This is a genomic window from Pseudomonas sp. GW822-FHT06B12, from assembly GCF_058799675.1.
Genome location: NZ_JBXALR010000007.1, coordinates 209,284 through 230,193 on the forward strand (window position 1 = coordinate 209,284; position 20,910 = coordinate 230,193).

Annotated in this window: 20 protein-coding genes; 12 read left to right on the forward strand and 8 right to left on the reverse strand. The window is 59.8% G+C overall.

Going from position 1 to position 20,910, the window contains the following annotated elements; all coding sequences use genetic code 11:
• Nucleotides 1-114: 114 nt before the first annotated feature.
• The 4 genes from AC1RKH_RS17805 to AC1RKH_RS17820 form a co-directional block, all read right to left on the reverse strand.
• Entirely contained in the window at nucleotides 115-399 is a 285-nt protein-coding gene (locus tag AC1RKH_RS17805) for a YceK/YidQ family lipoprotein (RefSeq protein WP_123584516.1), read from the reverse strand.
• Entirely contained in the window at nucleotides 392-1,024 is a 633-nt protein-coding gene (ubiX, locus tag AC1RKH_RS17810; RefSeq protein ID WP_123423485.1) for a flavin prenyltransferase UbiX, read from the reverse strand. The genes AC1RKH_RS17805 and ubiX overlap by 8 nt, the downstream gene beginning before the upstream one ends.
• Nucleotides 1,021-2,370, reverse strand: coding sequence for a UDP-N-acetylmuramate:L-alanyl-gamma-D-glutamyl-meso-diaminopimelate ligase (gene mpl / locus AC1RKH_RS17815; RefSeq protein ID WP_493063553.1), 1,350 nt, complete (start codon nucleotides 2,368-2,370; stop codon nucleotides 1,021-1,023). Before mpl ends, ubiX begins: the two co-directional genes overlap by 4 nt.
• A 187-nt stretch (nucleotides 2,371-2,557) precedes the next feature.
• On the reverse strand, nucleotides 2,558-4,474 hold the full coding sequence (locus tag AC1RKH_RS17820) for a sigma-54-dependent Fis family transcriptional regulator (protein WP_493063552.1): 1,917 nt from the start codon (nucleotides 4,472-4,474) through the stop codon (nucleotides 2,558-2,560).
• A 385-nt stretch (nucleotides 4,475-4,859) separates the two neighbouring features.
• On the opposite strand from AC1RKH_RS17820, the gene exaC reads away from it, so the two are divergent.
• The 10 genes from exaC to AC1RKH_RS17870 all read left to right on the forward strand — a co-directional run bounded on the left by exaC (nucleotide 4,860) and on the right by AC1RKH_RS17870 (nucleotide 14,867).
• Entirely contained in the window at nucleotides 4,860-6,380 is a 1,521-nt protein-coding gene (gene exaC, locus AC1RKH_RS17825; protein ID WP_493063551.1) for an acetaldehyde dehydrogenase ExaC, read from the forward strand.
• 308 nt (nucleotides 6,381-6,688) lie between these two features.
• Nucleotides 6,689-8,059, forward strand: coding sequence for an ethanolamine permease (eat, locus tag AC1RKH_RS17830; RefSeq protein WP_493063550.1), 1,371 nt, complete (start codon nucleotides 6,689-6,691; stop codon nucleotides 8,057-8,059).
• Between the two features lie 202 nt (nucleotides 8,060-8,261).
• Complete coding sequence (locus AC1RKH_RS17835) at nucleotides 8,262-9,656, forward strand: ethanolamine ammonia-lyase subunit EutB (RefSeq protein WP_493063549.1); 1,395 nt, start codon at nucleotides 8,262-8,264, stop codon at nucleotides 9,654-9,656.
• An 11-nt stretch (nucleotides 9,657-9,667) separates the two neighbouring features.
• On the forward strand, nucleotides 9,668-10,492 hold the full coding sequence (gene eutC, locus AC1RKH_RS17840; RefSeq protein WP_493063619.1) for an ethanolamine ammonia-lyase subunit EutC: 825 nt from the start codon (nucleotides 9,668-9,670) through the stop codon (nucleotides 10,490-10,492).
• 128 nt (nucleotides 10,493-10,620) lie between these two features.
• The gene (locus tag AC1RKH_RS17845; protein ID WP_493063548.1) at nucleotides 10,621-11,082 is read left to right on the forward strand and encodes a GNAT family N-acetyltransferase; all 462 of its coding nucleotides are present in this window, start codon (nucleotides 10,621-10,623) and stop codon (nucleotides 11,080-11,082) included.
• Between the two features lie 284 nt (nucleotides 11,083-11,366).
• Entirely contained in the window at nucleotides 11,367-12,023 is a 657-nt protein-coding gene (locus AC1RKH_RS17850; RefSeq protein ID WP_123423477.1) for a DedA family protein, read from the forward strand.
• Nucleotides 12,024-12,029: 6 nt separating this feature from the next.
• A complete protein-coding gene (locus AC1RKH_RS17855; protein WP_493063547.1) occupies nucleotides 12,030-12,842 on the forward strand; it encodes a M90 family metallopeptidase in 813 nt (270 codons plus the stop codon).
• A gap of 111 nt (nucleotides 12,843-12,953) precedes the next feature.
• Entirely contained in the window at nucleotides 12,954-13,481 is a 528-nt protein-coding gene (gene ppa / locus AC1RKH_RS17860; protein ID WP_123423475.1) for an inorganic diphosphatase, read from the forward strand.
• Nucleotides 13,482-13,711: 230 nt separating this feature from the next.
• The gene (locus AC1RKH_RS17865; protein ID WP_493063546.1) at nucleotides 13,712-14,461 is read left to right on the forward strand and encodes a S24 family peptidase; all 750 of its coding nucleotides are present in this window, start codon (nucleotides 13,712-13,714) and stop codon (nucleotides 14,459-14,461) included.
• Between the two features lie 121 nt (nucleotides 14,462-14,582).
• Nucleotides 14,583-14,867, forward strand: a complete 285-nt coding sequence (locus tag AC1RKH_RS17870) for a hypothetical protein (protein WP_493063545.1) — start codon at nucleotides 14,583-14,585, stop codon at nucleotides 14,865-14,867.
• 20 nt (nucleotides 14,868-14,887) lie between these two features.
• Here the strand turns inward: AC1RKH_RS17870 and AC1RKH_RS17875 are convergent, their stop codons facing one another.
• Complete coding sequence (locus AC1RKH_RS17875) at nucleotides 14,888-15,244, reverse strand: DUF1016 N-terminal domain-containing protein (RefSeq protein ID WP_493063544.1); 357 nt, start codon at nucleotides 15,242-15,244, stop codon at nucleotides 14,888-14,890.
• Nucleotides 15,245-15,432: 188 nt separating this feature from the next.
• Complete coding sequence (locus tag AC1RKH_RS17880) at nucleotides 15,433-16,464, reverse strand: Fic family protein (RefSeq protein ID WP_493063543.1); 1,032 nt, start codon at nucleotides 16,462-16,464, stop codon at nucleotides 15,433-15,435.
• Between the two features lie 273 nt (nucleotides 16,465-16,737).
• Here AC1RKH_RS17880 and AC1RKH_RS17885 point away from each other — a divergent pair, with 273 nt between their 5' ends.
• A complete protein-coding gene (locus tag AC1RKH_RS17885; protein WP_493063542.1) occupies nucleotides 16,738-17,187 on the forward strand; it encodes a DUF3828 domain-containing protein in 450 nt (149 codons plus the stop codon).
• 138 nt (nucleotides 17,188-17,325) lie between these two features.
• Nucleotides 17,326-18,471: a Fic family protein gene (locus AC1RKH_RS17890; RefSeq protein ID WP_493063541.1), complete on the forward strand. Its 1,146-nt coding sequence runs from the start codon at nucleotides 17,326-17,328 to the stop codon at nucleotides 18,469-18,471.
• On the opposite strand, the gene AC1RKH_RS17895 is transcribed toward AC1RKH_RS17890, so the two are convergent.
• On the reverse strand, nucleotides 18,462-19,274 hold the full coding sequence (locus AC1RKH_RS17895; RefSeq protein ID WP_493063540.1) for a YfaP family protein: 813 nt from the start codon (nucleotides 19,272-19,274) through the stop codon (nucleotides 18,462-18,464). The two genes, AC1RKH_RS17890 and AC1RKH_RS17895, sit on opposite strands and share 10 nt — an antisense overlap.
• A gap of 3 nt (nucleotides 19,275-19,277) precedes the next feature.
• Complete coding sequence (locus AC1RKH_RS17900; protein WP_493063539.1) at nucleotides 19,278-20,909, reverse strand: DUF2300 domain-containing protein; 1,632 nt, start codon at nucleotides 20,907-20,909, stop codon at nucleotides 19,278-19,280.
• Nucleotide 20,910 lies beyond the last annotated feature (1 nt).

Genomic DNA, 20,910 nt, shown 5'->3' on the forward strand with positions numbered 1-20,910 from the left:
GTTCCCACGCTCCCGCGTGGGAATGCAGCCCGTGACGCTCCGCGTCACATCCAGGAGCGGACGCAGAGCGTCCATTGAGGCATTCCCACGCAGAGCATGGGAACGATCGGCGAACTACAACCCGCCCGTCGCCTGAAACCCCACACCCAACACTGTCAACACCGACAGCGGCAACAGCAGCGTGTCGAGCAGTGCGCTGGCCGGCAGGTCGATGCCGGGGTAACTCGGTGCTTCGGCGCCAAAGCGGTCCTTGGCACAGCAACCACCGTCCAGCGCATACAGATCAAGACGCATGCCCGAGTACACCACCGGTGCACCGGGCTTGGCCGCATCCAATGTGCGTGCGGTGGCACAGCCGCCCAATTGCAGGGCGAGCAGCAGACTCAATAACTTATTCATCGCTGCTCAAGTGGTGCTCGCCCCAACGCGGCAGCATGTCTTGCGGGATGTTCAACAGATTGAGAATCCGCGCCACGACAAAATCCACCAGATCATCGATGGTCTGCGGCTGGTGATAGAAGCCCGGCGAGGCCGGCAGAATAGTTACGCCCATGTTCGACAGCTTGAGCATGTTTTCCAGGTGAATGCTTGAATAGGGCGCCTCGCGTGGCACCAGGATCAATTGCCGACGCTCTTTCAACGTCACGTCGGCGGCGCGTTCGATCAGGTTGTTGCAGGCGCCTGTGGCGATTGCCGACAAGGTCCCGGTCGAGCACGGCACCACCACCATCGCGGCCGGCGAGCCGGAGCCCGAGGCCACTGGCGACATCCAGTCTTCCTTGCCATACACCCGAATCTGCCCGGCAGCCGCGCCGGTGTATTCAGTGAGAAAGGCCTGCATCGTCTGCGGCTTCGACGGCAGCGTGACGTCGGTCTCGGTGGCCATCACCAACTGCGCCGCCTTGGAAATCAGGAAGTGCACCTCGCGGTCTTCGCGCACCAGACAATCGAGCAGGCGCAAACCGTACTGGGCGCCGGAAGCGCCGGTCATGGCCAGCGTGATGCGATCCGGACCGTTGCTCATTTAAGCGCCTCGGCCAATTTGCCGTGCAGGCCGCCGAAGCCACCGTTGCTCATGATCACCACGTGGGTGCCGGGTTTGGCCTGGTGCTTCACCTGCTCGATGATGCCGTCCAGCGAGTCGCAGACCATCGACGGCACGGTGCACAGCGCAGCAACGGCGGGCAAGTCCCAGCCGAGGTTGGCCGGTGCATACCAGACAACCTGATCGGCATCGACCACGCTTTGTGGCAAACCGTCACGGTGCGCGCCGAGCTTCATCGAGTTGGAACGCGGCTCGATAATCGCGATCAACGGTGCGTCGCCGATGCGTTTGCGCAGACCGTCGAGGGTGGTCGCGATGGCGGTCGGGTGGTGAGCGAAGTCGTCATAGATCGTGACGCCGTGAACTTCAGCGACTTTTTCCATGCGCCGCTTGACGCTCTTGAACGCGCTTAACGCAGCAATGCCCATACTCGGAACCACGCCCACATGACGCGCGGCCGCCAGAGTGGCCAAGGCGTTGGCGACGTTATGCTGGCCGGTCATGTCCCACTCGACCACGCCTTGGGCGACGCCTTCGAACATCACTTCGAACTTCGAGCCGTCTTCGCTGAGCAACTTGACCTGCCACTGCCCGCCCGCACCGGTGGTTTGCACCGGGGTCCAGCAGCCCATGTCGATAACGCGCTGCAATGCAGGTTCGGTGGTCGGGTGGATCACCAGACCTTCACTCGGGATGGTCCGCACCAAGTGGTGGAACTGTCGCTCGATGGCCGGCAGATCGGGGAAGATGTCAGCGTGATCGAACTCAAGGTTATTGAGGATCGCGGTACGCGGACGGTAGTGAACGAATTTCGAACGCTTGTCGAAGAAGGCGCTGTCATATTCATCGGCTTCGATCACGAAGAACGGCGTGTCGCCCAGACGCGCCGACACCGAGAAGTTCTGCGGTACGCCGCCAATCAAAAAGCCCGGGCTCATGCCTGCGTGCTCCAGCACCCAGGCGAGCATGCTGCTGGTGGTGGTTTTGCCATGGGTGCCGGCAACCGCCAACACCCAGCGACCTTGCAACACGTGGTCGGCCAGCCATTGCGGACCGGAGACGTACGGCAGGCCTTTGTTCAATACGTATTCGACCGCAGGGTTGCCGCGCGACATGGCATTGCCGATCACCACCAGATCCGGGGCCGGATCGAGTTGGGCAGGATCATAGCCTTGCGTCAGCTCGATGCCCTGCGCCTGTAACTGAGTGCTCATCGGCGGGTAGACGTTGGCATCGGAGCCAGTCACGTGATGGCCCAGCTCTTTGGCCAGAACCGCCATCGAACCCATGAAAGTGCCGCAAATACCCAGAATATGAATGTGCATAGTCAACCTCGTAAAACATCGAGGCAGGTTAGCGTAGGGTGGGAAAAATCGCACCTTGTGTTTCGGACTTGCAAACGCCATCGCGAGCAAGCTCGCTCCCACACCGGCTCGTCTGTGTACACAAAATATGTGAACACACCTGATCAAATGTGGGAGCGAGCTTGCTCGCGATTGGCCACGACGCGGTTTAACGGGCGATACCGTGCTTGCGCAGCTTTCTATAAAGCGTATTACGGCTGACGCCCAGTTGTTCAGCGGTATGGGTCATGTGCCAACGTTGCTGCTCCAGGGCATTGAGCAAGGCCAGGCGTTCGGCATCGTCCAACGGATACTCTGACACCTCGTCCGTCTGCACCAGCGCAAGTACCGGCCGCCCCTGGCGAATCATCACCGGCAAATCCTCAACCCCGATCCGCCCGTCTTCACACAACGCCGCCAAAGTCCGCAACACGTTGCGCAACTGCCGCACGTTGCCCGGCCAAGCGAAGTCGAGCAGCGCCTGCCTGGCCGCAGCATCAATCAGCACCGCCTCCCCACCCGCCTCTTCAGCCAGTAAAAAGTCGAGCAACTGGGATTTGTCGCTGCGTTCGCGCAAGGCCGGCAAGGCGATTTCCAGACCATTGAGGCGGTAGTACAAATCCTCGCGGAAGCTGCCGTCCTGCACGCGCTCAAGCAAATTACGGTGAGTGGCGCTGATGATCCTTACATCGACCGACAGCGGCTCGCCACCGATGGGCACCACCTGTCGATCTTCCAGCACTCTTAATAGTCGGGTTTGCAACGCCAACGGCATGTCACCGATTTCGTCGAGAAACAGCGTGCCGCCATCGGCCTGCTGCAACTTGCCGCGCATGCCCTCTTTGCGCGCACCGGTGAAACTGCCACCGCGATAACCGAACAGTTCACTCTCGATCAGGCTTTCCGGGATCGCCGCGCAATTGAGCGCAACGAAGGCTTTTTCTGCACGCTGACTGGCCTGATGCACAGCTTTGGCGAAAGCCTCTTTACCCGAGCCGGTTTCACCGTTGATCAGCAGCGGCACATCGCGTTCGAAGACCCGCAAGGCTTTGCGGAAGTCATTCTGCAGCCCTTCATCCCCAAGACAAATGCCTGAAAGAGCCGGGCGCTCGGCAATGACCGGCTTTTGCAGAACCGGGGTCGGCACGCTGCGCGGCTGGCCGCGCAACAGCGCAAACAACACCCGCCCGTCACGGGTGCGCAGTGGCCAACTGGCGCTGGCATTGACGCTCGCCCGCCCCAGCAGTTCGTCCAGCGAGCAATCGAAAAACGCCTCGACCGGTTTGCCCAGCAACCCGCCGCGAATATGCCCCAGCAGGTTCAACGCACTCTGATTGACCGCACTGATGCGCCCTTCTCCGTCGAACGCCAACAGCCCTTCGCTGAATAGCCCGACCGACTCGGCCTGCAAGTGAAAGCGCAGCAGCCATTGATTGTCGAAGTAACGCAGGAAGTAGCAGCTCTCGATCATCTTCGCCGAGAGATTGACCAGCGCCATGGTGTGAAACTGGCTCTGACGCGAGACATCGTGGCGCGCTGACGAGACGTCGAGCACCGCCAGCAGTTCGCCGTGCGGATCGAACACCGGGCTCGCCGAACAGGTCAGCCCGGTATGACGGCCCCGAAAATGCTCATCCTGGTGGATGGTCAGCGACTGCCGCTCCACCAGGCAGGTGCCGATGCCGTTGGTGCCTTCGCAGGCTTCACTCCAGTCGGCACCGAGCCAGAGACCGGCGCGCTCGAAAATCTTCCGTTCGGCAGGCGCGGTGACACAGTTGAGGATCACCCCACGCGCATCGGTCAACAGCACCGCGTGGCCGGCACCGGAAAGTTGTTGATGCAGGCTGGTCATTTCACCGCCGGCAATTTGCAGGACTTGCTGCAAGCGTTCGCGACTCTCAAGCACACGACCGTGCTCAAGCACCGTCGGCGCCATGGTCAGGGCCGGGTCGAGGTGATAGTCCTCAAGACAACGCAGCCAGGAACGGGCGATGGACGGATCGCTGCCCGGACCCTGCAAATGGGATTTGCCTTGGGTCACGGTCAAGACTTGCTGGGCATGGCGACTCAAATGGTTGCTGTGCATTTCTTATTATTCTCCCCGAAAGGTGTACACGACCCCTGTAGGAGCTGCCGAAGGCTGCGATCTTTTGACTTTGATTTTTCAAGATCAACAGATCGCAGCCTTCGGCAGCTCCTACGGTCCATCGCAGGCACTGAGCATCCTCCAGCATCGAGCGCATTGCAATGCTGGCCTGACCGCCAGGTCACAGGCTGTGCCACAAGCGGTACAAACTGTCACAGGCGTTGTACCGCCTCTGTCACAGCCCCAGTTTCGGCAACTCTCAAAAAAACCGTAAGCCCTTGATTTACCTGACCTGTAAAGCACTGGCCCGACCTTTGCTCTACGCTTATCAAGCGCTCAAAGCGCGTACTCCCTTATAAGCACAAAAGCCAAGGAGATACTCACCATGCGTTACGCTCACCCAGGTACTGAAGGCGCTATCGTTTCGTTCAAGAGTAAATACGGCAACTACATCGGCGGCGAGTTCGTCGCGCCTGTCAAAGGTCAGTACTTCACCAACACCTCGCCGGTCAACGGCCAACCGATTGCCGAATTCCCCCGCTCCACGGCCGAAGACATCGAAAAAGCCCTGGACGCTGCCCACGCAGCTGCCGATGCCTGGGGCAGCACGTCTGCTCAGGCACGCTCACTGGTGCTGCTGAAAATAGCCGACCGCATCGAACAAAACCTCGAAGTCCTGGCGATCACCGAAAGCTGGGACAACGGCAAAGCCGTGCGTGAAACCCTCAACGCCGACATTCCGCTGGCCGCTGACCATTTCCGCTACTTCGCTGGCTGCCTGCGCGCCCAGGAAGGCAGCGCCGCGGAAATCGACGGCAACACCGTGGCTTACCACATTCACGAACCACTGGGCGTGGTCGGGCAGATCATCCCGTGGAACTTCCCGATCCTGATGGCTGCCTGGAAACTCGCTCCAGCCCTGGCCGCCGGTAACTGCGTGGTGCTCAAACCCGCCGAGCAAACCCCGCTGGGCATTACCGTGCTGCTGGAACTGATCGGCGACCTGCTGCCGCCCGGCGTACTGAACGTGGTGCAAGGTTTCGGCAAAGAAGCCGGTGAAGCCCTGGCCACCAGCAAACGCATCGCCAAAATTGCCTTCACCGGCTCGACTCCGGTCGGCTCGCACATCATGAAATGCGCCGCCGAAAACATCATCCCGTCCACCGTGGAACTGGGCGGCAAATCGCCGAACATCTTCTTCGCCGACATCATGCAAGCCGAACCGACCTTCATCGAGAAAGCCGCCGAAGGCCTGGTGCTGGCGTTCTTCAACCAGGGCGAAGTCTGCACCTGCCCGTCCCGCGCACTGGTGCAAGAGTCGATCTACGACGACTTCATGAAAGTGGTGATGAAGAAAGTCCTGCAAATCAAACGTGGCGACCCGCTGGACACCGACACCATGGTCGGCGCCCAGGCGTCCGAGCAGCAATTCGACAAGATCCTCTCCTACCTGGAAATCGCCAAAAGCGAAGGCGCCGAACTGCTGACCGGCGGCAAGGTGGAAAAACTCGAGGGCAACCTGGCGACCGGCTATTACATCCAGCCGACCCTGCTCAAGGGCACCAACAAAATGCGTGTATTCCAGGAAGAAATCTTTGGCCCGGTGGTGAGCATCACCACCTTCAAGGACGAAGCCGAAGCCCTGGCGATTGCCAACGACACCGAGTTCGGCCTCGGCGCCGGCCTCTGGACCCGCGACATCAACCGCGCCTACCGCATGGGCCGCGCGATCAAGGCCGGTCGCGTCTGGACCAACTGCTATCACCTGTACCCGGCCCACGCCGCGTTCGGTGGTTACAAGAAATCCGGCGTCGGTCGTGAAACCCACAAAATGATGCTCGACCACTACCAGCAAACCAAAAACCTGCTGGTGAGCTACGACATCAATCCACTGGGCTTCTTCTAAAAACGAGGGCGACGCCGATATTTCTGTGTCGCCCTTCAAATGGCTATCGCGAGCAATCGAGCGTCGACCGGCTGCTCCCACAAGGTTTGTGGTGAATCCACCAGTCTGGTCTGACACAAGTCCACTGTGGGAGCGAGCTTGCTCGCGATGGCGTCCTAACTGACACACCGAATATCGCCCTGCCGCTCTGGCATGGGCTTTGCGTGCCCGCTCGACAGATTAACCGCTGCGTGAACAGCGTCTATCCACCCAAACCGCCGTACCCGAAAGTCCAACAGATCAAACAATAAAAAAGACAGAGAGGACTTATGACTTCTTCAACAACGCTCAAACCCACACTCGGCACCCTGCACCTGTGGGGCATTGCCGTCGGCCTGGTGATTTCCGGCGAATACTTCGGCTGGAGTTACGGCTGGGGCACCGCAGGCACCCTGGGTTTTCTCGTCACCGCGCTGATGGTGGCGACGATGTATACCTGCTTCATCTTCAGTTTTACCGAGCTGACCACCGCCATTCCCCACGCTGGCGGGCCTTTTGCCTACAGCCGACGGGCCTTTGGTGAAAAAGGCGGTTTGATCGCCGGGATCGCCACGCTGATCGAGTTCGTCTTTGCACCACCGGCCATTGCGATGGCCATCGGCGCCTACCTGAACGTGCAATACCCGGATCTGGACCCGAAAATCGCCGCAGTCGGCGCCTATTTCGTGTTCATGGGCCTGAACATCCTTGGCGTCAGCATTGCCGCGACCTTTGAACTGGTGGTGACTGTGCTGGCGGTGGCCGAATTGCTGGTGTTCATGGGCGTGGTTGCACCGGGCTTCAGCTTCAGCAACTTCGTGCTCAACGGCTGGGCGGGTTCGAGCGAGTTCACGATGGGCTCGATCCCCGGGATGTTTGCGGCGATACCGTTTGCTATCTGGTTCTTCCTCGCGATCGAAGGCGCGGCCATGGCTGCCGAAGAAGCCAAGGACCCGAAACGGACGATTCCCAAGGCTTACGTCAGCGGAATTCTGACCCTGGTGTTCCTGGCGATTGGCGTGATGGTCATGGCTGGCGGCGTGGGTGACTGGCGGACCCTGGCAAACATCAACGACCCGCTGCCACAGGCGATGAAAGCCGTAGTGGGCAACAACTCCAGCTGGATGCACATGCTGGTGTGGATCGGTCTGTTCGGTCTGGTGGCGAGCTTCCACGGGATCATCCTCGGCTACTCGCGGCAGTTCTTCGCCCTGGCTCGCGCCGGTTACCTGCCTCGCGGTCTGGCCAAGCTCTCGCGCTTCCAGACCCCACACCGGGCGATTCTGGCCGGCGGCGTGATTGGCATCGCGGCGATCTACAGCGATGGTCTGGTCAACCTGCAAGGCATGACCCTGACCGCGGCAATGATCACCATGTCGGTGTTCGGCGCTATCGTGATGTACATCATCAGCATGCTCAGCCTGTTCAAACTGCGCAAAACCGAGCCGCTGCTGGAACGCACCTTCCGCGCCCCGGGCTATCCGATCGTGCCAGGCATTGCGCTGTTCCTGGCGGTGGTCTGCCTGGTGGCGATGGCCTGGTTCAATACCTTGATCGGGATGATTTTCCTCGGCTTCATGGTGGCAGGCTTCATCTACTTCCAGTTGACCGCCAAACAGCGCTTCGACGCACCAGCGGATGCGATGCTCACCGGTATATAACGTGCACCTGCGCCGGGCCGTTTTCCCGGCGCATGCATTATTGAAGTGCACTGAGATCCAGTGTGGGAGCGAGCTTGCTCGCGATAGCGGTCTGACATCCGGCATATGTGCTGAATGACACACCGTATTCGCGAGCAAGCTCGCTCCCACAGGGGGTCAGCGGTGTATTTGAGTCACTTATAGAATCAAGAGGACACCGCTCATGGCTGCATTTGCCCATACCGTCGGCGCCCGGACCTACCGTTTCGACGGTCTCAAGGAAGTCATGGCCAAGGCCAGCCCCGCGCGCTCCGGGGATTTTCTGGCCGGCGTCGCCGCCCTGAACGATGGCGAACGGGTTGCCGCGCAAATGACCCTGGCTGAGATCCCGCTCAAGCATTTCCTGCAAGAAGTGCTGATCCCTTACGAATCCGACGAAGTCACCCGACTGATCATCGACACCCACGACGCCAGCGCCTTTACGGCCGTCAGCCACCTGACCGTCGGTGGTTTTCGCGACTGGCTGCTCAGCGATGCGGCCGACGAACACAGCCTGCGCGCCCTCGCCCCCGGCCTGACCCCGGAAATGGCCGCCGCCGTATCGAAGATCATGCGCGTGCAGGACCTGGTGCTGGTGGCACAGAAAATCCGCGTGGTGACCCAATTTCGCGGCACCATGGGCCTGCGCGGTCGCCTGTCGACCCGTCTGCAACCCAACCACCCCACCGACGAACCGGCCGGCATCGCCGCGAGCATCCTCGACGGTCTGCTCTACGGTAACGGCGACGCGATGATCGGTATCAACCCGGCCACCGACAGCATCGCCTCGATCTGCGCCATGCTGGAAATGCTCGACGCGGTGATCCAGCGCTACGAAATCCCGACCCAAGCCTGCGTACTGACCCACGTCACCACCTCAATCGAGGCGATCAATCGTGGTGTGCCGTTGGATCTGGTGTTCCAGTCGATCGCCGGAACCGAAGCGGCCAACGCCAGTTTCGGTATCAGCCTGAGCGTGCTGCAGGAAGGTTATGAAGCCGGTTTGAGCCTCAATCGCGGCACGCTGGGGCAAAACCTGATGTACTTCGAAACCGGCCAGGGCAGCGCACTGTCGGCCAACGCCCACCACGGCATCGACCAGCAAACCTGTGAAACCCGTGCCTATGCGGTGGCGCGGCATTTCAAGCCGTTTCTGGTGAACACCGTGGTCGGCTTCATCGGCCCGGAATACCTCTACAACGGCAAACAGATCATCCGCGCCGGCCTTGAAGACCACTTCTGCGGCAAATTGCTCGGCGTGCCGATGGGCTGCGACATCTGCTACACCAACCACGCCGAAGCCGACCAGGACGACATGGACACCCTGCTGACACTGCTGGGCGTGGCCGGGATCAACTTCATCATGGGCATCCCGGGTTCCGACGACATCATGCTCAATTACCAGACCACGTCGTTCCACGACGCACTCTACGCGCGCCAGACCCTGGGCCTGAAGCCGGCGCCGGAGTTCGAGAGGTGGCTGGCGAAAATGGGTATCTTCACCCAAGGTGACGGCAAGATTCACTTCGGCAACAACCTGCCGCCGGCCTTCCGCCAGGCCATGGCGCAACTGGGATGAGTAATCTGCTGATGGATAAACCAACCGTCGACCCGCAAAACCCCTGGCTGGGACTGCGCCGCCTGACCCCGGCACGCATCGCGCTGGGTCGTACCGGCACCAGTATGCCGACCGGCGCGCAACTGGATTTCCAGTACGCCCACGCCGAGGCCCGCGATGCCGTGCACCTGCCCTTCGACCATGCCGGGCTCAGCCAGCAACTGGCCGAGCGCGGACGCGACAGTCTGCTGCTGCACAGCGCCGCCAGCGATCGACACAGCTATCTGCAACGGCCAGACCTGGGTCGCAAGCTGAGTGACCCGTCCGCGCAAAAACTGCGCGAACACGCGTTGGCCAACCCGGGTGGCGTTGATTTGGCGATAGTTGTGGCCGACGGCCTGTCGGCGCTGGCGGTGCATCGGCACACCTTGCCGTTTCTGGCGCGCATGGAAGAACAGACCCACGCCGAAGGCTGGTCGTTGTCGCCAGTGATTCTGGTGGAACAGGGGCGCGTCGCCGTGGCCGACGAAATCGGCGAATTGCTCGGCGCTAAAATGGTCGTGATCCTGATCGGCGAACGCCCTGGCCTCAGCTCGCCAGACAGTCTCGGCTTGTATTTCACCTATAATCCAAAGGTCGGCCTGACGGACGCCTATCGCAACTGTATTTCCAATGTTCGGCTCGAAGGTCTGAGCTATGGCATGGCGGCACACCGTTTGCTGTACTTGATGCGCGAAGCCTGTCGACGGCAGCTGTCAGGGGTCAACCTGAAGGACGAAGCCCAGGTCCAGACTATTGGGTCGAAAGATGACGCTGATATGAAAGGAAATTTCCTACTGAGTCCGCCGGATGACTGAGCCGTATTGGAATTGCGTTTTTGATCCGCTTTCAGGCAGAGTCGACGAACGGCTGCCCGAGTAGTGAACCGATTGCCGTCGTATCCACTGGAAACTGCCGCTCTATCTATTTGAAGTTGAGGCCTAGCATGCGGATTACTCAAGCAACCCTCGAGCACCTGGACCTTCTGACGCCCTTGTTCGTCAAATACCGCGAGTTTTATGGCTCGCTGCCTTACCCAGACTCGTCCCGGGCCTTTCTGGAAAAGCGCCTGCGTCGCAAGGAGTCGGTGATCTATCTGGCCCTGCCCGATGATGACGACAACAAATTGCTGGGTTTTTGTCAGCTGTACCCAAGCTTTTCATCCCTGTCGCTCAAGCGCGTGTGGATCCTCAACGATATCTACGTCGCCGAAGACGCCCGCCGCCAACTGGTCGCCGACAACCTGATGCGCACCGCAAAGAAAATGGCCAAGGAAACCCAGGCTGTCCGTATGCGCGTGTCCACCAGCAGCGACAACGAAATAGCGCAAAAAACCTACGAATCCATCGGTTTTCGCGAAGACACCGAGTTCAAGAACTACATTTTGCCGATCAGCGAAGAGCTCTGATCCAGACTCTGTGGGAGCGAGCTTGCTCGCGATAGCATCGCCTCGGTATGACTGACACACCGAAGCGTCTGAATCGCGAGCAAGCTCGCTCCCACAAGGTTCAGTGCGGAACCGCCGATCCGACTTGGAAATCCCTCGCTACAAACTCGACACGCTTTTCACCTTTCAGTCCGTATAATCCGGAGCCTCACAGGCTGTAAGAATAACTCCACGGTCCTGTAGCCCAATTTTCCAAAATATTTGCACAGGCCTGCTGAGTCGGGCCGTTACCACAGGTGCCCACCATGGATTTCAACCCGATCGACCTAATCCTGCATCTCGACGTCTACCTCGACATGCTGGTGAACAACTACGGGCCATGGATTTACGCCATCCTGTTCATGGTGATTTTCTGCGAAACCGGCCTGGTAGTAATGCCTTTCCTGCCGGGCGATTCGTTGCTCTTCATCGCAGGCGCAGTAGCGGCCGGTGGCGGCATGGACCCGGTACTGCTGGGCGGCTTGCTGATGCTGGCGGCGATTCTCGGTGACAGCACCAACTACCTCGTCGGGCGAACCGCCGGCGAAAAGTTGTTCAGCAATCCGAACTCGAAGATCTTCCGTCGCGACTACCTGCAACAAACCCATGACTTCTATGACAAGCATGGTGGCAAGACCGTGACCCTGGCGCGTTTCCTGCCGATCATCCGGACCTTCGCACCGTTCGTCGCCGGCGTCGGCAAAATGCCTTACCCGCGCTTCTTCGCCTTCAGCGTGTTCGGCACCATCCTCTGGGTCGGTGGCCTGGTTACCCTGGGTTATTTCTTCGGTAACGTGCCATTCATCAAGAAGAACCTGTCGCTGCTGGTGGTGGGCATCATCCTGCTGTCGCTGCTGCCGATGATCATTAGCCTGATCCGCAATCGCCTGGCCAACGCGAGCTCCAAAGCCGAGTCGCGCTGAGCGTCCATGTGGTTCCTGAATGCCTGGCGCCGCCAGCGCACGCTGGCCAAACACCCCGTTGCCGATGAAACCTGGCAGCGGGTGCGCCAACACCTGAGTTTTCTCGACGGCCTCAGCGAGGCCGAAGATCAGTGGCTGCGCGAGGCCGCCGTGCTCTTCCTGCAAGACAAACACCTGACCTGCCTGCCCGGCGTTGAACTGCACCAGGAACAACGCCTGCTGCTTGCCGCGCAGGCGCAGTTGCCGCTGTTGCACCTGGGCGACCTGAACTGGTATCAGGGTTTCCACGAAATCGTGCTCTACCCCGACGACTTTCTCAGCCCGCAGCGCCATCGCGATGCCAGCGGCGTCGAGCATGAGTGGAACGGCGAGCACAGCGGCGAAGCCTGGCAACAGGGCCCGATCATTCTGGCCTGGCCGGGCGTGATGGCCAGCGGTGGCTGGGAAGGCTACAACCTGGTGATCCACGAACTGGCGCACAAACTCGACATGCTCAACGGCAACGCCAACGGTTTGCCGCCGCTGCACAGCGACATGCGCGTCAGCGACTGGGCGAAGGTCATGCAACATGCCTACGACGACCTCAATCGCCAACTGGATCGCCACCCGCACGCCGACACTTCGATCGACCCTTACGCAGCGGAAAATCCGGCCGAATTCTTCGCCGTCACCAGCGAATACTTCTTCAGCGCCCCGGATTTACTGCACGCAACTTATCCACAGGTCTATCAGCAACTGCAGCTGTTTTACCGCCAGGACCCACTGGCCAGGCTTATGCGACTGCATGCCGAACATCCGGCTTATCAGGCACACGACTAAGGTCTAGACGACCTCTGGTACGTGGCACTGGCGGCGGAATATGCCTATAATCGCCGCCACTTTTTGGTCAATCCGGCCAAGTCATTTGGCCACTTACGGGGGCACCGCCCAATGAGCTACAGCAAGATTCCGGCTGGCAAAGACCTGCCGAACGACATCTACGTCGCGATCGAGATTCCGGCCAACCATGCGCCGATCAAATACGAAATCGACAAAGACAGCGATTGCCTGTTCGTTGACCGTTTCATGGCCACCCCAATGTTCTACCCGGCCAACTACGGTTACATCCCGAACACCCTCGCGGACGACGGTGATCCCCTCGACGTGCTGGTCGTGACCCCTTACCCGGTTGCTCCAGGTTCGGTGATCCGCGCGCGTCCAGTCGGCATCCTGAACATGACCGACGACGGCGGCGGCGACGCTAAAGTCATCGCAGTTCCACACGACAAGCTGTCCCAGCTGTACGTCGACGTGAAGGAATACACCGACCTGCCACCGCTGCTGATTCAGCAGATCGAGCACTTCTTTGCGAACTACAAAGATCTCGAAAAAGGCAAATGGGTGAAGATCGAAGGCTGGGACGGCGCAGATGCCGCTCGCGCCGCGATCATGAAGTCGGTTGCTGCCTATAAAGGCTGAGAAGCAGCGGTAAGCTTCTAGCGGCAAGCTTCAAGAGAAACCCCGGTTATCCGGGGTTTTTTTATGAGTGTTAAAACACCAAGATAAACAGAGCGTTTAATGAAACAAAGTCTAACGTTTAGACATGTTTAATATGAACTAACAATATCCTGCACTACAGCAGAATATTCCCGCGAAGATTGATCCGGTTGTTTATTTAATCCCGCGCCTCCGGCCCGTAAACTCCGTTTATGAAAAAGCACAAATGCGGCCCACGCTTCAAAGCGCTCCTGAAAGCGGTGAACATCACCCCGACGGCATTCGCGGCTTTCTGCAACGTCGAGCCCCAGCACGTGAACAACTGGTACATCCGCGGCGTTCCCTACCCGCGGATGGACGAAATCGCCCGCCTGTTGAGCGTCAACAGCCTATGGTTGCTCAACGGCGAAGGCCCCATGCACCCGGGTCAGAACCAACTTGCCGATCAGACCGGCAATGTTTTCGACGCACAAGAAACACGCGGCGTGTACATCGTGAACGTCGATTCGGCCGATATAGAAATCCCGCTGTATAAAGAAGTCCCCACAGCCCCCGGCGCCAGCGATACCCAGGTCGCCGAAATACCCGGCGAGTTCATCCGCCTGCCGCGACACTACCTGGAAAGCCTGGAAGTCGAACCGGCCCAAGCCATCTGCGTGCCGATGGTCGGCGACAGCATGTCGGAGAAAATCGAAGACGGCTCAACCCTGGCCATCGACCGCAGCCTGACCCAGGTCGTCGACGGCCAGATCTACGCCCTCGAACACGCCGGCATGCTACGCATCAAATACCTGCATCGCCTCCCCTCCGGCGCCCTGCGACTGCGCAGCCACAACAGCAGCGGCTACCCCGACGAAATCTTCAGCGCCAAAGAGATCGAAGCACAGAACATCGAAATCCTCGGCTGGGTCTTCTGGTGGTCCACGCTGAACAAGCGACGGCCACCGGTGCCGTTCTGTTGACCACCGGACAAGCCCAAAAAGATCGCAGCCTTCGGCAGCTCCTACAGATCCGGCGCACACCTGATCAATCGTAGGAGCTGACGAAGGCTGCGATCCTGGCTATCTCTGCCCAACAAAGTACTTGGGTAATGAAGAAAAACTGATCGCTCCCCATTCACCGATCAGCCCCGTAATCGCTCTGGATAGCACTTCAAGCTGGGAATTCCCCAAAAAAATCAGTATGCTGCGCCCCACATTTGCATCGACCCGCCTACGCCGGTCCGATCGCACCGACAAGGCAGATGACTTTCTCGCCAAGTCCCACAGCCGGACGCAAGATCCGGGTGTACGTTTTGAAGGCTGGTACGGTTTACCAAAAATAAACCAAGCCAGTCCCCGAGAAGCCGGCCACAAGCCGGCTTTTTAATGTCTGCAGGAAAGTCGTCATTAGAGGTGTTTCACTACATGGAACCAGGGCAATTGGGCAGCAGGCTGCTGCCCAAATTGACCATCCGGGCAATGCTGGGCGAAGAAGGCCATGTACTTGAGGTTACGACTGGAGAAGCCACGAACCTCAGGGAAAGCATCCGTTAGATCGCAGGCCAGGCGCTCGATGACTTTAGCGCCCCAACCTTGGGACTCCTGCCGCTGCCGAATCTCGCCCCCGATGCGGTGATAGAGCTGAACCAGCTCGGCATTGACCGCCAGTGCTGCCCGTTGCCGGGCATGGGTGATGTCACCTTTCAGTTGGGCTAGCCAAACGGCGTAGCCCTCGGGTAGTGCGGGGGGCGAGATTTTGGTCATGCACACGCCTCCTCGACCAGTTCCTCGGCTTCGGGTAGGCGGAGTTGGCCAGAGATCAGGCGGGGGAGCAGGGTGTCGCGGAGTTGGGTTAGGGTTTGGGCTTGCAGACGGTTTGCATAGACCCGCTCGAAAATGGGAGATGGCCGCCCAATCAAGCATTTCACTCGGTCTTATAGCTCGGGGGGCGTCTACTTGTTTTCCTTGGCCACCCACTGCGTACCTCGTGCAGTCAATCGGTACTTCTGTGCCGGACTGCGCGGAGAGTCGGGATGAGTCATTTCGATCAGTCCGGCGGCCAATGCGGGGTTCAGGTAGTTGTTGCGGAAGGTCGGGCGGTGCGCCAGTCGCAAGTGCTGCATCAGCTCCCCCGCTTTGAGGGCAACGCTACCGGCCATTACTTGAAGCAGCCGGGCTACTTGGTCGCTAGCTTGATCGCTTACTTGATCGCTTGCCGGGTCGGCCTGCGATGTATCCAGCAAGGCCTGTTGCAACGCCTGCAACATAAACTCCACAAATGGTGTGGCCTCAGCCTGTTGATCGGCTGCGGCCAGGGCAGCGTAATAGGTGTCCTGTTGCTCGCGAATCACTGTCTCCACCGGTAGCCAGGCCAGTACGGGACGCCACTGGCTGAGTATCAACGTTTGCCATAAGCGCCCCATGCGCCCATTGCCATCGGCGAACGGATGGATGAACTCGAATTCATAGTGGAATACACAGCTGGCAATCAGTGGATGCAGGTCGGTACCGGACAGCCAGCCGAGCAGATCGTCCACCAACGTTGGCACACGGCTGGGCGGCGGGGCCATATGCACCAGCGTTTCCCCCCGGTAGATGCCTACCCCACCACGGCGGAACTGCCCGGCGTCGTCAATCAATCCGTGCATCAGCAGGTCATGGGCTTCCAGCAGATGCTCCCGGGACGCAGGCTGCCAACCGGGCATCGCCTCATAGGCCGCAAAAGCATTACGCACCTCCTGAATCTCACGCGGCAGGCCTAATACCCGCCTGCCGTCCAGCACCGCAGTGACCTGTTCGACACTCAGGGTGTTGTTCTCAATGGCCAGCGAGGCCTGGATAGTGCGAATACGATTGCCCCGACGCAACTGTGGCGTCAGTGTCACCTCATGCCGTTCCGACAGTCGTCCAACCTGCTCGCTGATCTCGGCGACCAAAGCGAGCATGGACGGGGTCAGAGTTAACGGTGGCTGGTAGCGATTCATGGGCTATCCGCTTCCCTAGGTTGCGCGAATGAAAAAACGCTGATTATCGGGCATGTGAGCACTCTCGGGGGATTAACCTTCTGGTCACGCCAATACGCTATGGCATTTTCGGGTCCTCTGCAGCCGGAAATTGAAGCCTGACTCCACCGCATCAGCCCCTATACAGTTTCTTGACTGCCCCTCCCCAAAGCGCTCAACCTATCCGGCGCCTGAACGGGCTTGGCGGATGCCCCACGCCTCGCCCAATCCCATCGAGTCTGTAAGGACACAACCATGAGAAAGTGGCTTTCCCTGCTGTTCGCCGCCGCGGTTTTTCATCCCCTCGTTGCCTTCGCCGACTGCGCCAGCTCCCCCAAGCCGGTGGCCGAAGCTTTCTATAACGGGTACCTGCAAAGTTTCAGCGATGAAAAAGATCCGCTGACCGATGATATTGCGCAGATGAAGCAGTACGTTTCGGACGATCTGATCGACAAGATCAAAAAGCAGATAGCCAGCCCGGACGGGCTGGAAGAGGACTATTTCATCAAGGCTCAAGACTACATGGAAGAATGGCTCACCCACATCAAGGTCAGTGAGCCACTCGTGCAGGGAGCCTCAGCCAAGGAGCAGGTGACATTGGGCAATACGCCCGATACAACCCAGATCGTTGATGTGCTGCTGGTCAAGAACAATGGCTGCTGGAAGATCAATGACGTGCTGTCCACTGCGGATCAGAGTGATTGAGTGATGGCCGATCGTTTCTTCTGAATCGCCAGGCGCACTGACGAGCTACTGGACGGTGAGCCGAATAGCTCACACAATCGGCTCATCAAATGAGCCGAATAACCTCCTTATTCGGCTCACACTCAAGAGCCCTTCCCCATGGACCATCCTCGTTGGATCTGGCAGCAGCCCGATTGGCCGCACTTTCACTGGCAAGCCGCACGTTTGGCGCCGCTGGTGCGTGAGTGCGTGCAGGCGCAAGGTCGTCTGCTGGGAATGTCCAGTTCGGCGGGGGGAGCGCTCAGTGCGCAAAGTGAGCTGGACTCGCTGCTGCAGAACATCGTGACCTCATCCGCCATCGAAGGCGAACAGCTTAATGCAGGTTCGGTGCACTCTTCGCTGGCCCGACGTCTGGGCCTGGAAAACGTAGGCGACAGTCGCGTGAGCAAGCGCAGTGAAGGGTTGGCGGAGTTGATGCTGGACGCCACCCAGCATTTCGCCGAGCCGCTGAACCTTGAACGTCTGCTGCGCTGGCATGAGTGGTTGTTCCCTGCTCAGGAAGAAGACTTCAGTGCACGAAATATCCGTGTCGGCGCCTTGCGTGGAGATGAGCCGATGCAGGTGGTTTCTGGTCGCCTGGACAAGCCGACCGTTCATTTCGAGGCCCCTGCGCGAGACGGCCTTGAGCAGCAACTGGATGCCTTCCTCGACTGGTTCAAGAGCAGCCATGCTGACACGCAACTCGATCCGCTGCTGCGTGCAGGCATCGCGCACTTCTGGTTTGTGACGCTCCATCCGTTCGACGATGGCAACGGTCGTTTAACCCGTGCCCTGACTGACTTGGCGCTCGCTCAAGGCGAGAACCAGGCCATCCGTTTCTACGCCATGTCCGCCAGTATCCTGGATGATCGCGCCGGTTATTACCGGGTGCTGGAGACCTCTCAGAAAGCCACGCTTGATATCACCGAGTGGCTGGAGTGGTTTCTGCAAACACTATTGCGCAGCCTTCAACAGGCTATGGTTCGTATCGACCGCGTGCTCGGCAAGGCGCGTTTCTGGCAGCAGCATCGAGAACATCCGCTGTCTTCAGAACAAGTCAAAGTACTCAATCGCTTGCTCGATGGCGGCGAGAACGGCTTTGAGAACGGCATCAGCGCCGCCCAGTATCAAGCCGTGGCAAAAGTATCCAAAGCCACCGCAACCCGACACTTGACGGAGTTGCTGGAGAAAGGCTGCCTGATGCGTTTGCCAGGGGGTGGTCGTAGTACTCGGTATCAGATCAGCTACCCTCCCCCTCACGGATAACTAAACGCCCGAACCAGCGTCAACTCCCCCACTGCCCGCATCGGCACGACAAACGTCTGCATCTTCTCGTCAGGCGTTCCCTCTTCTGTAATCACCGTCACCTGCGCCGTCGTCAGCGGCTGAACAGCATTCTCCTGGCCCTCCTCACCACTGCGATACCCGCCTCCAAAGTAATTCACATACACCAGGTATTGCCCCTTGATCGGCGCAGGCATGGAAAAAATCTCCGGTCCGTATCCGGTGGTGACGTCGACATCCAGCGCCGCACCGTTGGCCGCCACGCGATCGCCGTACCAGATGTGCGCGCCATCAGGGGTGATCAGGTGCAAATCCAGATCAGTGTTATCGCTGTCCCAGGACAACAGGACCCGCAGTTTGGCCGGGGTCGCACCGCCGCTGATGTGGAGGAATTGAGTGCGGTGGCGTTGTTGACCGTCCGGGCTGCGGACTTCGACGCTATTGCTGCCACTGGGGAATGAAAACGGGCGGTCGAAATGTCCGGCGGGGTCGAGCTTCAGCGGCATGCTGACGCCGTTGACGATGAGTTTTCCGGGCTCGTTGCGCTTGGGAGTGGCTTTGATTTGACCGGTAATGCGAGCGGTGTTGGCCTGGCCCACCGGGGTGTTGACCGAGGAAGCCGGGTAGTTGACGGTCTGACGGAAGTTTTCGCCTTCGCCTTCGGCGGCACCGATGCGCCAGCCGCCGACAGGGGTGTCGAGTTTGACGGCGTCGGCTGCCATCGCCATAGGCAACGCAGTCAAAGAGCAGAGGAACAGGATGACCTGTGGATAACAATGTTTCATGGCCTATTCCAGTAAAAGGTGGCGGGCGAGCCCTTCGATGTAGGTTTCGTCCTGGCCGTTGGGGTGTGCATCGAAGGCCAGGTGCAGGTATTCGTGAGTCAGGTCTAGGCGATCCTGTAGCGACAGCACGCCGCGCACGTAAATGCGCTGGCGTTCGCGGTCGACATAAGGGTGACCGAAAGCGAGGCGGCAGACCGCGAAGGTGCTGACTTCGTTGTAGCCGACTTCGCTTTCAAGGCGTTGGCGCCAGCCGCGGCGTTGGTTCTGTAGCCAGTCTTGCGCGGCGGGCAGGGCCTCGCAGGAGGCGACGGGATTGTCCCAACGGCTGAGGCTCGCGCGCGGGTAGGCGTGAAGCAGGATCGCGTCATAGCGCTGGCCGGCACTGGCTTGTTCAACGGCTTGCTGCCAGGAAAGTTTGTCTGTGCCGGGCTGATCGGAGTGGTAAGTGACGGTGCTGCCGGCGAGGACCAGGTCGCTGGTCCAGGCGGCAATGTTGCGCGACTCCGCCGCGGCCGGGCGTGGGGCGACGCGCTGACGGCTGCTGCTGTCGTCGATGCTCAGGCAGTCACCACTGCGGGTGGCATTTTGCAGCAGGTAGGTGCGGATCGCGACGGCCAGGGCTTTGGCAGCTTCGGCGGGCTCGGGCCTGGCTTCGCGCTGGAGGACGCGAGCGACGTATTCTTCGCGGTCCAGACGGGCGACCAGCTTTTGTGAAGGGCCGTCCTTCAATAGAAACAGCTCGCCATCGCTGTGGATGTCGAGTTGGTTACCGTTGACGAACTCGACGCGGTAGTCGCCCTGCAAGGGGCCGGGGGGCGCGACACGATCACCTGAGAGCACGCGTTGCAGTGGATAGCGGGAGAACAGGCTGACTTCGACGCATCGCCCCGCTTGCGCAGGCCAAGTGGACGGCAACACGCTGGACAGCGCCTCTGCGTAGTTGCGCAGGACCCTCTGGCTGGTGCCCCGCCCGCCGGCCCAGATAGGCGTTCCGTCCGCCAGCCATCCGGCGAACCCGCCCTGACGCGACGAAGGGTCCCGATCCCCCAGCCAACTCCAGGTTTTCACTCGCAGGCGGCCACCGAGTTCACCCACGGCATTGCCGTCAGCGGCGTTCAACACCACATCCAGCAACACTTGACGGGCCTGATCCTGCGCCGGCATCAGCGCCAGTGCCTTTAACAACTCAGCCACCGAAACCTGAGTTTGCGGCTGCAACGACGGCAGATCCAGCAACCACTCCGGCGCCTGACGCGTCTGCCAATATTCCCGCCAACCGGTGCCAGTAATGCCCAACCGCTGTGGATCGAAATACAGTCCGCAGGATTTCACCAACGCCTGATCCCGCCCAATACTCCCGCCAGCGGTGCAGCAATACACTTCTTCCTTTGACTGCCCGCGACACTCATAAACCGGCTCACGAGCGCCGGTATCGACCAGCCACCCATAAACGAACAGCTTCCACACACTACCCAGCGGTGTCTGCAACGTCTGCGGCAACGGCTCGCGCTCCATCACCTGGGTCCGACTCAAATGCAGCAACTCACCCTTCCAGGCCAGGCGCAGCGGTTTGTCCTGCGCCGTGGCCAGCGCAGGGATCAGGCACAGCAGCCACCAGACCAGAAGCCGGGTCATG